At 58.2% G+C, this 11,752-nt stretch carries 7 protein-coding genes and 1 tRNA gene; 6 read left to right on the forward strand and 2 right to left on the reverse strand.

From position 1 onward, the window contains the following. Window positions 1-62 precede the first annotated feature (62 nt). Both NA78x_RS19280 and NA78x_RS19285 read right to left on the reverse strand, forming a co-directional pair. A tRNA-Val gene (locus NA78x_RS19280) sits at window positions 63-136 on the reverse strand. A gap of 50 nt (window positions 137-186) precedes the next feature. After that, entirely contained in the window at window positions 187-1,083 is an 897-nt protein-coding gene (locus NA78x_RS19285) for a hypothetical protein (protein ID WP_425614004.1), read from the reverse strand. On the opposite strand from NA78x_RS19285, the gene NA78x_RS19290 reads away from it, so the two are divergent. The 6 genes from NA78x_RS19290 to NA78x_RS19315 all read left to right on the forward strand — a co-directional run bounded on the left by NA78x_RS19290 (window position 1,070) and on the right by NA78x_RS19315 (window position 11,720). Then, window positions 1,070-1,291 carry a hypothetical protein gene (locus NA78x_RS19290; protein ID WP_425614005.1) on the forward strand — a complete coding sequence of 74 codons (222 nt, stop codon included), beginning with the start codon at window positions 1,070-1,072 and terminating at the stop codon, window positions 1,289-1,291. The genes NA78x_RS19285 and NA78x_RS19290 overlap by 14 nt on opposite strands. 242 nt (window positions 1,292-1,533) lie before the next feature. Further along, the gene (locus NA78x_RS19295) at window positions 1,534-2,727 is read left to right on the forward strand and encodes a M14-type cytosolic carboxypeptidase (protein WP_425614006.1); all 1,194 of its coding nucleotides are present in this window, start codon (window positions 1,534-1,536) and stop codon (window positions 2,725-2,727) included. A 227-nt stretch (window positions 2,728-2,954) separates the two neighbouring features. Next, complete coding sequence (locus NA78x_RS19300) at window positions 2,955-3,599, forward strand: RNA polymerase sigma factor (RefSeq protein ID WP_425614007.1); 645 nt, start codon at window positions 2,955-2,957, stop codon at window positions 3,597-3,599. After that, the gene (locus tag NA78x_RS19305) at window positions 3,596-7,816 is read left to right on the forward strand and encodes a PQQ-binding-like beta-propeller repeat protein (protein ID WP_425614008.1); all 4,221 of its coding nucleotides are present in this window, start codon (window positions 3,596-3,598) and stop codon (window positions 7,814-7,816) included. The genes NA78x_RS19300 and NA78x_RS19305 overlap by 4 nt, the downstream gene beginning before the upstream one ends. A gap of 144 nt (window positions 7,817-7,960) precedes the next feature. Then, a complete protein-coding gene (locus NA78x_RS19310) occupies window positions 7,961-9,139 on the forward strand; it encodes a squalene--hopene cyclase (RefSeq protein WP_425614009.1) in 1,179 nt (392 codons plus the stop codon). Window position 9,140: 1 nt separating this feature from the next. Beyond that, window positions 9,141-11,720, forward strand: a complete 2,580-nt coding sequence (locus tag NA78x_RS19315; protein WP_425614010.1) for a BatA domain-containing protein — start codon at window positions 9,141-9,143, stop codon at window positions 11,718-11,720. The last annotated feature ends 32 nt before the right edge of the window (window positions 11,721-11,752 follow it).

Here is an 11,752-nt window from a genome sequence, read left to right on the forward strand (position 1 = left end):
ACCTTACAGGGCTGATTCAACTTTATGCACTCTCGCCGCAGTAACTGCGGCAAAGAGTGCAATGGGCGGCACTGGACTCGAACCAGCGACCCCCACGGTGTGAGCATGGTGCTCTAACCAACTGAGCTAGCCGCCCGTTGAGGTCCAGTTAAGTGTACAACATTTTTGCTGATTGGCAATTCGGGGTCAGCGGTTGAAACCGGTGATGGTGGCGCGGGGCTGCGAGGGCTCGCGAATGACCTGATTCGCGACCGGGGCTGGCGGCGGTTCGCTGTAGTAAGTCGCTGGGCGGGCCGTGTATTGAACGGTCGGCTGAAACTGACGCTGACCAAAATCCGGGGGAGGTTGGGGCGGCGAAATTGGCTCGCTGGGCCGCACGCTGTTGGGAACCACCGGCCGCAGAGGAATCGAGCGATTCTCGACCGGGCGCGCGGCGGTCGTGCCGGCTGGCAACTGTTGCATTACACGCTGCAGTTCCGCCATTTGTTGCTGCAGGCGGCGCTCGGCGGCTTGAATCTGACGCAGCTTGTCTTCGAGTGGGTCGACATAGGCGGCTCCATTCGCATCGCATTGCGGAGCCTGATATTGCGGCGCATCGCACTGAGGGGCGCGATACGGACTCGCTGGGGGTGGCGAATTCTGCGGCGGAGTATAGGGAGGTGCCTGCGGAGGCTGCTGGATTGCCTGCTGCGGAACAATCGGCACGAGCATCATCTGCTGCGGGGCCATCATCGGCGCTTGAGCCGGCATGGCCTGCATTTGCATCATCTGCGGGGCCGCCATGGGCTGCATCGCCATCTGAGGAGCAGCCATCATGGGAGCTGCAGCCGGGGCAGCCATCATTGGGGCAGCCATCATCGGGGCTGCGGCTGGGGCCGATTCAACGAATGGCGCTACATTTGGGGCCAGTTCCATCTGTGCATTCGAGCGATACTTGGCGACGCCCGGAAAGCGGATCGACGGCATCCGCAGGCTCAGCTGAGGGAACGTAATTTCCGCCCCTTCGATGCCCGCTTGATTCACGGGTCCGCGTATCGGACCGGCTCCTTGCGGCTGAACGAACATGCCCATGGGCTGCGGCATTGCATACACCGGCGGCGCCGCTGGCGGCTTGCACGGTTTCTCGGGAGGTGCCTCGCAACTGGGTGGAGCACAGTTAAGAGGCTGTGCTGCACAATTCGGTTGGATCGCCTCGCAAGAAGTGGCGGTGCTCTTCGGAGTGGCTGCGCGCGAGGCGTTGATCTGTCCGGAGACGGCCAATGCCAGGAATGCCAAGATCGAAAGCCTGTGAAGTCGCATCGCAGTTTTCCGAGATAGGAGGGAGGCAGGACCGTCATCGGACGGTGAGCGGGCTCTCTCCCCTTCCATCGGCGGAAGGAATATCGGGCCTCTAACATTTGCAACGCCTATCCGGCGGCCCAGGACCCGTTACAGGAATTGCTTGCGCAATGACTGCGACAATCGTTAGACTTTAGCAATTGGGTGACACGGCCTGTCACACGAGTCTTGAACCAGGTTTTGTGGGAACCAATCATGGTCGCGTCCTTCGCTGCTGCCCTCCTGTGCACCACGCTCGTCGTCTCGACAGACTTGGGAATTAGTACCGATTTTCCCGGTGGTTCCGCCGCCGTCGAATCGATCGATCAAACATCGCGGCACATCATGATCCGTCCCTCTCCTTACAAGGATGCCGGCTGGGAGTGCTGGTGGAGTTTTCGCCTGAGCGGCATCAAGCCCGGCGAAACCATTCAATTGATTGTGAAAGGAATGGACTTCGCTCGCCCTTATCGTGCTAGCTACAGCCTGGACGGCAAAACTTGGCAGCAAACCGAGATGGGCAAGATTCAGTCGGACCGCGTGGTCTATCCATTGAAGTTTGACCAAGAAGAAGTCTGGCTGGCGTGGGGGCCACCTTTTCAATTGAGTGACGCAAAGGATCTCGTTTCAAGAACGATCAAGCAGGATGTTGGTGCCAAGGAATTCGTCTTAGCAACGACCAAGGGTGGTAAAGAGATTCCCGCGTTACGTTGGGAACCGGCAGCAAAGGAAAATGAGAAGCGTCGCGGTATTTGGTTGCAGGCTGGACAACACGCTTGGGAATCTGGTGCTCGCTGGGTTGGTGCGGGCTTTGTCGATTGGCTCAGTTCGGACGATGCTGCGGCGAAATCATTGCGCGAGAACACGCGCATCGTGTATGTGCCGATCATGGATGTCGACAACGTCGAACTCGGCGCCGGTGGCAAAGACCAAAAGCCCCACGACCACAATCGCGATTGGAGCAGCGAGCCCGTGTTCGCGGCAGTCCGCGCGGCGCAGTTGGGCATTCACGAACTGGATGAAGCGGGTGAATTCGACCTGTTTATTGATCTGCACAACCCCGCGCCCAATGACCTGAAGCCGTTCTTCTTTATCAGCCCGCCGTCGCTGCTTTCCAAAGAGCGAGCCGCGCTACAAGAGGCTTGGATTGAATCCGCGCGGATGTTCCTCGGCAAAGAGAAGTTGGGCCTGTCCGACAAGACTAAAGAAAGCGGCCCGGGCTATCATCCACTATGGCGCGAAATCAGCAAGAACTGGGTGACGCTCAACACCAAGCAGCCGGCGGTCGCGGTCACACTCGAAACGAGCTACAACACGCCGCAAAGTACCCAGGAAGGCTATCAGGCCTATGGCCGCGCATTAGGCAAGTCGATTCACGCCTTTCTCGAACAAACTAAGGTGAAAAATTAGACAGTGCCCGGCGGCGAGCTGTGCCGCTGGTAACAATTGTGCCGCCAGTGACCAGTTGATTGCGAGAGATGGGAAAGCCGGACTAAGATAAATGTGCGGCAGGCGGAGTCACCTAGTGACGAACCCGCAGCCACACGCCCACCTGCTTGTAACCCGCCTCTCTGATTTGGTTCTTGCCTGGAAGTTTGTAATCCTCCATGGAATCGTCCCCGCCACCCGCGCGAAGAATGGAAGCCGCCGCCTTGGTGCTCGGCACAGGTGCGCCGACGCGCGAGGACGAGAACGCGGCAGCCAACAACGCGCAGGCCAACAATGCCGCCACCGCGGAGCCTCATCATGGGTTGGTGCTGGCCGCCCAGCGGGGCGATCAAAACGCATTCACGTCGCTGGTTGAGTTTTATCAGCACACGGTTTACGGCTACCTACGCGCTCGATTGTTCGATTCGACCGATGCCGAAGATCTTTGCCAAGAGACCTTCCTGCGTTGTTATCAGGGGCGAGAAAAACTCTCGCGAGCGGTCCAAGTTGGTCCGTGGCTGATCGGCATTGCCCGCAACCTGCTGCGCGAACATGTGAAGCGAATCTCGCGGCGCCGCGAAGTTGCCTGGACCGAGTTGTGCTTGGAACTCGATCAAATGGTTAACGACCGCACGGAAAAGCACAGTGACGTATTGCAGGGCCTGCCCGCGTGTCTCGAATCGCTGGGGCCGAGCGCTCAGCAAGCAATCGACCTGCGCTATCGTGCACAATTGAAGATGGCTGAGATTGCGAGCACTTTGCGCCGTAGTGAAGGCGCGGTGCGACTGCTCGTGCATCGCGCCCGGCTGGCGCTCAAGCAGTGCCTCGATAGTCGACTAAAGGGTAGCGAATGACCGATCAAGAACTGTTACAGCTACTCGACGACAAAATGCCGGAAGAGTTAACACTGGAGGAAATTGAACTTCTGCAGCGTCGTCTCGCAGAATCTCCCGCCCTGCGCGAAGCGCTCGCCGGCCAGATTCATTTCGAAAGCTATCTGCAAACCGCGATGGCCCGCCTCAAGCTCTCGCCCGCTGCAATTGCCGCGCGAGCCCGCGCGCAACAACCTCAGCGGTCTTACGTCGGATTGCTAGTGCTCCTCCTGCTGATTGCAGTTCCTGCCATCGGCCTCGTCGGCTTTGCCGTGCGCTCGATGTGGAAGCCAGCCGAACTTGCCGAAAATCCTCAGTTGAAGGACGAGATTTCGGCTGAGAAGAGTGGCGAGGCTGGTCCGTCTGACAAACCAGCCGGCGATGCCGCGCCGAGCAAACTTGAGAAAAACGATCCTCGCGGCATTAAACCAGCTGAGTTGACTAACAAAGCACCGGAGAACCAAGCCGCAAAAACAAATTCGAAATCCGCAGTGCCCCCACCGTTGCCTTGGCAAGCGATGGTCGAATCGCAAGCGGTCCCGCCGAAGTTCGAGCAGGTTGCGTTCGAGCGTTTCGATTTGACGAAGGAGATTGTTCGCCGCGAGCAGTTGCAGCCTTGGTTTGAGTCGGCCCCCGATGGCAGTTATCGCTTGCATGAAGTCGATACGCAGTTCGGTAAGTGTGCGGCCATCGAAGGACGCGCGCGGCTCAAGTCGCCGTGGCTTGCCGATTCGTTCCTGCGAATGTCTCTCGAGAACTATCACAAACTGCAGATTCATCTGTATCACGGCAACCAGGGTGTTACGCTCGTTTACTATCAAGATCAGAGTTCGCGTTGGGTGGCCTATACCACGACTCGCAAGCCCAAAACCGCCAAGCCCGATACGCTGTCGCTTACCTCGAGCGACGACTTTCGCTGTCATCGCACCGAGATGCGATTCGGCGGTCCGCTCGATCTGCGCTATCACAATGGCCAAGTAATTCTCAGCCGCGGCGACATCGTGCTCGTCAGCGCTCCGCTCGCGGGACCGCCCGATGATGTTTACTTTGAAGGTCGCGCTACGTTCTATGCGTTGCAACTACTCCGCAGCACCGATGCCCCGCTGCTCGATCCGCCGCAAAAAATTGCGTTTGAAACCGACCGTCCTGGCGATCTGAAATGGACATCGTCACAGCCTGAAGTGTTGCAGCCAAAGGCGAACGACGATGGCTCACTGACATTTGTAGCCAATAACTCCGAAAAGCATCTCTGGTGCTGGACCCCACTCCCGCAACCGGGCTTGCAGCAAGTTGTGGTCAAGCTGAAGGACGTCACTCCGGGCTGCGCTGTTTATCTCGGCCGCAAGGGACATCCCAACGAGTGCATTCGGCTGATGCGCAACACAACCACCAATCGCCCGGTGGTGAAGTCGCGCTGGGTCGACAACGACGCGGAACTTTCCTCGCCCCCGTTCTCGGAGCAGACCGAGCCATGCGCCAATCCAGAGACGTTCTGGCTCAAGATCGGTTATGGCTGTGGCACGTTGCGCTGGTGGATCTCTTCCGATGGCAAGAACTGGGGGCAGCCTGATTTTGTCCGAGAGTCCGTTGCCGGTGGCATCGATTCTCTAGGACTGTCACTCGTCGGCAAACGCAAGGATGTGAAAGGAACGATTGAGCGCATTGAGTTGCGCGAGTTAGCAGCCATCAGCAACTTGGTCAATGAGCAACTCCAAGCCCAAGCGGTTGCCGCACCGACGGCAACGAATCTGGACAAATGGAAGGAAGATATCTTCGGCAAAAAGCCTGTAGAGGTGAGTGACGAAGACTGGCGCATCGCCTGCGCGGTAAGCACGCTCGGCAGCAGCACTACGCGCGAGCTTGGTTATCCGCTCTTAGAAATGCTGCTCGATGAACCCGCGTTGGGCAAGCTTCCGGTCGCTGATCAATTGGCCATCCATGCCGATGCCATGCAACTGGTCGGCACGCTCAAGGACGGTGATCTGACTCGCGTCAACATGCTGCAACGCATTGCCAATGTAGGGGCGAAGGCGTTTCTCGAGCACCAATTGCCGCCGTGGTCGACGGTGCGTCGCACTTACATGAATGCGCCCATTCACACACCCCATCGCAGCTACGGCGCATCGCTGACTCCGCTTGAACCTCTGGTTCGCACCGAGATTTTGCAGGGGGCCTATTCAGCAGAGCCGACGAAGTTGCTCGATCTGTGCGAACAGTTGCGATTCTTTCACGTCGACGAAACCGTACCGATGATCTCGTGGGCCGAAGCCTTCGCTCGACGCGAAAGTTCCAGCCGAGCAGTAGCCTCCACCAACGCGACCATCATGCGCGATGGCTGGCGTCCGTTGCTCGTCGAGGAATTGAGCAAAGAGACTTACAACCTCACCAGCGAACTGCAGGCCGTTCTAGAGAGTGAAGCCTGGGACGATGCTGCTCGAATCATTACCTCGGTCGATCACGAAGCGGCTCCCGGCGTGGCTCCCTATGTGAAAGATCGTCAACTCCTCACTTCGTTGCCCGTCGCGGTGCAACTGCTACTCAACGACTATCCGCAGTTGCGAACTGCCCTGGGTGAGCGCTATGGGCCGCTCGCCAAGTTGCGAATTGGTCAGGCGATCGCCGCCGCCGATGCCACGGCGGTGGAACTTGCTACGGTGCAGTTTGGTGCGACCTCCGAATCGGCCGAAGCGCTCCGCTGGCTGGGTGATCGAGCTTTGTCGAATGGCTGGTTCGAAGAAGCTATCGTGCATTATCAAACCGCGATCACGCGTCATCCCGCGATGGCTGGCGAACTTGCGCCGCGAATTCGACTCGCTGGGGCGATGCTTGGTCGCGATCTCGGTACGCCGGCGACCAACGTGGTCCAGTTCAACGAATTGAAGCTCGACGCAGCCGCCTTTGAGTCGCTGGTCGCTGAGATGCGCGCTCGGGGCACGAGTGCGCCCGTTGGCACAGCAAAGCATGTGATTCCCGGCACTTCGCTGCCGGTACCACCGCCGACGCAGTATGCAGCGCACCAACGCAGTCGGCTCGACGGCCCGACCGGTGAACGTCCGCAGGAGGAAGTGGGCCGCAAGACGAATCAATACTCGGTCCCTTGGGTAGACAAGCAACTCTCCGCCACAGTCGAAGGAGAAAGGCTCTACGTCACGAATCGCTTTCAGGTCGCTGCTTACGACTTGAACAATGGTCAGCGAAAGTGGCAGAGTGAAACACCCAAGGGAAGCATGCAGAAATCTCAAGACTTCGCGCTGATTGCCATGCGTCCGCTCGTGTTACGCGACCAAATTCTTGCCCGCCAGCTTTACAACCGCAGTCAGCAAATCGTGAGCTTCAACAAGGCCGACGGCAAAATCCAATGGTCGACCGAGCGCGGCGATCGCGAGTTTTTTTGTTCTGATCCGGTCTATCTGCATGGGCAGATCATCGCCTTGAGCCTGGTTACCCAGGAACAGCAGGAAGCGCTGTTGCGCTGGAACGTAATCGATCCCGCGACGGGCGAATTGCAGCAGCAGCGTGATCTTATTCGCCTGCGCAACACCTGGGGTGCACGGGCCTGCTGCGAGATCTTGCCGCTCGATCATCAATTGATTGTCACGCTCGGCGGCGTGACGCTGGCCCTTGATGGTCGCGGACAAGTGGGGTGGGTGCGGAAACAAGTGACGATTCCCAGCGAAGAAGATCCGCGGTGGGTGCTGCAAGATTTCCAACGTCCACTGCTGGTTAATGGCAAAGTGATCATTGCTCAACCTGGCACGCGAACGACTCTGTGCCTCGACCCTGCCACCGGGGTTGAGCACTGGGAAACCTTGCTGCCGGATATTGTGGGTTGCTGGGGGGCATCGCGCGGCAACATCATCGCGCGCACTGAGGCCGGGGTGATTGCCTTGGATGCTCAGACTGGCAAACAGCAATGGTTTCAGGCGATAACCGATTTGCAGCCTTATGCCTTGGTCGATGATTCGGCGATCTTGGTGGCCCAGCGTGTTGCGCAAAAAGACAAGCCAGCTTTGCAACTGGTCTGGCTCGATCCTGAGGATGGTAGCCAGAAAGAAACCTCGGTCCTGGGTTCCCTCAGCGACACGCTGCCACGCCTCGGACCGCTGGTGCCTCACAAAGACCGGCTCTTCACCTTTTTTGGCCGCGGCCAGCACGACCCGAACCGTGATGTGGTCGAACTAGTGCCCACGCCGAAATGACCCGAGTTTCCCGCGGCTGTCGCTTTTTTGGGCAGGCGTGTAACGAAATCCGCCTCTCAGCCATAGCAAAGTAACCATTGGCTGATGACAATGGTTTTTCCCACCTTTTCGTACCTCTACTCCCTCCCACGAGAGGCAACACGCATGTTGCGCCGCATATTGGCCTTGGGCCTCCTCTCGTTAGCGCTGGTTTTGGCTCCGGTTACTCACGCCTGGGGGCAAGTTGCCACCGCAAGCGGTGAAGACGAAATCACGCCACTCAGCGAAGCTGCCCTTGATCGCGGCCTGGAATGGCTGGCCCGCAACCAAGGCCCGGAAGGGAATTGGAAGTCAAACGACCTGGGCCTTGTCAGCATGGGCGCGTTGGCGTTTCTGGCTGCTGGACATGCCCCTGGCCGCGGTAAATATGGCCGCGAAGTCGACAAAGCTCTGGATTACGTTGTGAGTCATGCCAAGCCCTCGGGCTTGCTCAATGTCTCCGATGCCCAGCGCGACATGTACAACCACGGTCTGGCCACCTTCGTGCTCGGTCAGGCTCATGGAATGACTGCTAGCCGCGATCGCCGCCTAAACCGTGTTCTCGATGGCGCTCTCAAGCTGATCACCAACGTGCAATGTGACGACGGTGGCTGGGACTACAAAGCCCACCGCCAGAAGAACGGCCACGACCTCAGCCTGGTGGTCATGCAAGCCAAAGCGCTCCGTTCAGCTGTTGATAGCGGGTTAGAAGTACCGCCGGAAGTCATCGATCAGGCGATCAAGAGCGTCCGAGATCATTACGCAGCCAAGGGAGATCGTCGAGCTTCTGAAGCCGAGCAAATGAAGATGCCCGGGCAATTCACTTACAGCCGTGGAGGTGGCGGTGGCACGATTGCCATGGCCGCAGCGGGCGTGGTCTGCATGCAAGAGTTTGGCCAATACGACGACTGGCGAATCGGCAAGAACATGGATGTCATTTCGGCCGCAGTGAAAGAAATTCCCAAGGCCCGTGACCGCAATGGCAGCATGCCTTTCGATGCGTACACGCTCTATTACGTTGGTCAGGCCCTCTATCAGGTGAATGGCGATCCATGGAAAGAATGCTATCCGCTGCTGCGAGAGTACTTGGTGACTTCACAGGAACTGGACGAGAAAAACGCCGCCCATCATGGTTCGTGGCGCGACAACGGTGCCAAGACGAATGGGCATGTCGGCGGTCCCGAGGGGCAGTTATACGCGACAAGCGTAGGCTGCTTCATCCTTGCGATTCCCAATCGTTACTTGCCGATTCTGCAAGAAGGCAAGATCGAGAGCTTCCGCCAGAAGGCAAAGGCGGGCAAGTAGCATGTCGTTTTTGTCTCTCACCGCTTGGCAGTTCGCGGCCGCTGGAGCAATTTTTGCCACGGCCCCGGTGATCATTCACCTGCTCAACCGCCGGCGCTATCGCACGGTGCAATGGGCGGCGATGGACTTCCTCAAGGAGGCCATGCAGCGGAATCGGCGGATGCTGCAACTGCGCGACATCATTCTGCTGGTGATGCGCACGATTGCCGTCTTCCTGTTTGGCCTGGTACTCGCCCGTCCTTTCTTTGCTCGCGGTGGCAATAGTGGCGTCGATGAACGTCAGCCCTTGCACGCGATTCTGGTGATCGATAACAGCCTGAGCATGGGCTACGAAGGGCTCGATGGCACACTGCTTGATAAAGCCAAGGACCGCGCACGCCATCTGATCGATCAATTGCCTTCCGGCAGCAAGATCTCGATCCTGCCTGCCTGTGGTTCACGCGAAGGGTACAGCCCCGATCCTTACGACACCAAAGATGCCGCTCTTGAAGCGATCGGCAAACTCGAGCTTGTGGATCGCAGTGCGAGTATGCTGCGCGCAGTCAACGACGTGCAACGTGCCAGCGAATCTTCCCCAGAGTTAGCCAAACGAGTCGTCGTCTTCAGCGATCAGCAAGCGACCAACTGGCGCGATGTCCGCTCGGCCGAGGCGCTGAAAAAGCTGCAGGATTGGCAACTCGTCGCCGTTGCTCCGGCCAGCTCTGCAGCCGATTGGGAGAACACCTGGATCTCCGACTTGCAGGTGCAGGATGGCCTCGCCGATATCGAAACTCCCACAACGATCAAGGTCGTGCTGCAACATCAGGGTGGCTCTGCCCGCCAAGATGTTCAAGTGAAACTCTCGTACGGCGAAACCGTCATTGGCGAACGCACGGTCGCTATCGAGCCTGGTGCCGGCAGCAAAGAAATTGAGTTCGAGTACGTCTTCAACACGCTCACCGAAGTTCCCGAACCCGATAAACCGATCTTTGTGCCACTCAAGGCCGAGATTCAAGCGAACGATGCCCTCGCGGCTGACAATGAACGATTCTTGGCTTTGCCGATCGTCGCCGGACTGCCTGTCGTGTTTGTCGATCAATTTGGCACGGCCGAAGATCCCATTCGGAATCAACTGGGCGAAACTCGTCACCTGCGGAAGCTGCTCGCGCCGAAGACATCGCGTACCGATGCTCCGCGGCAATTGGTCAAGATTCGTCACCTCACACAAAACGAACTCGACCAGGAAGTCCTAAAAGATGCCCGGTTGGTGGTGCTCGCGGGGTTGAAAGAGCCGCAGTCCGAAGAAATCGTCTCGTTGCTGCGTGACTACGTGCGCCAAGGTGGCCGGCTAGTGATTGCCGCTGGTGCCGATTTCGATCCGCTCCGTTGGCAAGAGTTGGCCTGGCGCGCTGGCGACGGCATTTTGCCGCTGCCACTCACGGAACTGGTTGGTGAAGTTCCCGAGGTTGCCGGCCCTAACACCAAGCCGTTCTTCATCTCTTTTGAGAGCCTGCTCGGCGATGAACTGTTTCAACTTTCTTCGATTGGTGAGACTGAACTGCGTGACCTTTATTCCGAGCCTTTCTTTTTCAAAGCCGTGGGAAGCGATAGCTCCGCTGAAGCAACAACCCAGGCCACTACCGCTGCTCGTAAGCGACTCGACGAAGAACTGACTTTCCTGCAAGCGGCCAACGCCCGTCGCGAGGCCTTCACGACCAAGCAGGCGGCTGGTGAGATCAACTCCACCGATCAAGAACAGCAACAACAGGACGAAGCCAAGCTGGCCGAACTTCAGCCGAAGTGGCTCACGTGGGCGGCAACCGGCGCGCAACTAGCCGCTGATGATTCTGCGGCCACAATTCCCACCGATCCCGATTTGCGAGCGCAACTCCTCGAGAAACTCTTGCAGCAACAGGCACCGCGAATTCTTGCCCGCTTCGATAACTCCGCACAAACGCCGTTTCTCGTTGTCAGCAAGCGAGGTCAGGGCGAGGTCCTTTTCGTCGGCACAGGGCTTCTTTCCTCTTGGAACACATTGCCGAAAACGAACGCGATCTTGATGTTCGATCGGTTGCTCCGCAACATGACGCGCTCGACGTTGGCCAAACGCAACTATCAGCCGCTCGAACAACTCACGTTGCCGGTCCCTTCCAACGAGCACGATCTGGCAGTAACCCTCACGCGGCCGCGACAACTCGATCCAGAATCGCTCGATATTGGCTTCATTAGCGGTGACCTGCGAGGCATCACGTTGTACGGTCTGTATCAGCGGGGCGTGTATCGTGTTGCCGGTTATCGCCGCGATCCCAATGTAGAAGGCGCGCAACCAACAGAAGAAAAGCCCGCGTGGGAGTTGCCCATCGTCGTGAATGGCGAAGCTGACGAATCGGAACTGCTGCCGCTCTCGCGCGAGAAGTTCGAAGAGCTAACGGCCGGCAGTTCTTTACGCTGGGTTGAGCCGGGCGAAGACATCAGCCTGGCGGGTGCGGCCATTCGTGGTCAGACCAGTTGGTGGTACTTGGCACTCGCGGTACTGCTGTTGCTACTCGCCGAGATGGTCGTTCTGGCTTGGCCGGCGTTTCGACCGCAAGCTGCTGTTTAACAAATCAATTTGCTGCTGAAGCAGAGGAAACT

The sequence above is a fragment of the Anatilimnocola aquadivae genome (assembly GCF_049819085.1).
Lineage (GTDB): Bacteria > Planctomycetota > Planctomycetia > Pirellulales > Pirellulaceae > Anatilimnocola.

Coding starts and splice junctions, on each gene's coding strand:
- NA78x_RS19290 (WP_425614005.1), top strand. CDS start 1,070: ATGGGCTGCGGCATTGCATACACCGGCGGCGCCGCTGGCGGCTTGCAC.
- NA78x_RS19285 (WP_425614004.1), bottom strand. CDS start 1,083: ATGCCGCAGCCCATGGGCATGTTCGTTCAGCCGCAAGGAGCCGGTCCG.
- NA78x_RS19305 (WP_425614008.1), top strand. CDS start 3,596: ATGACCGATCAAGAACTGTTACAGCTACTCGACGACAAAATGCCGGAA.
- NA78x_RS19310 (WP_425614009.1), top strand. CDS start 7,961: ATGTTGCGCCGCATATTGGCCTTGGGCCTCCTCTCGTTAGCGCTGGTT.
- NA78x_RS19295 (WP_425614006.1), top strand. CDS start 1,534: ATGGTCGCGTCCTTCGCTGCTGCCCTCCTGTGCACCACGCTCGTCGTC.
- NA78x_RS19300 (WP_425614007.1), top strand. CDS start 2,955: ATGGAAGCCGCCGCCTTGGTGCTCGGCACAGGTGCGCCGACGCGCGAG.
- NA78x_RS19315 (WP_425614010.1), top strand. CDS start 9,141: ATGTCGTTTTTGTCTCTCACCGCTTGGCAGTTCGCGGCCGCTGGAGCA.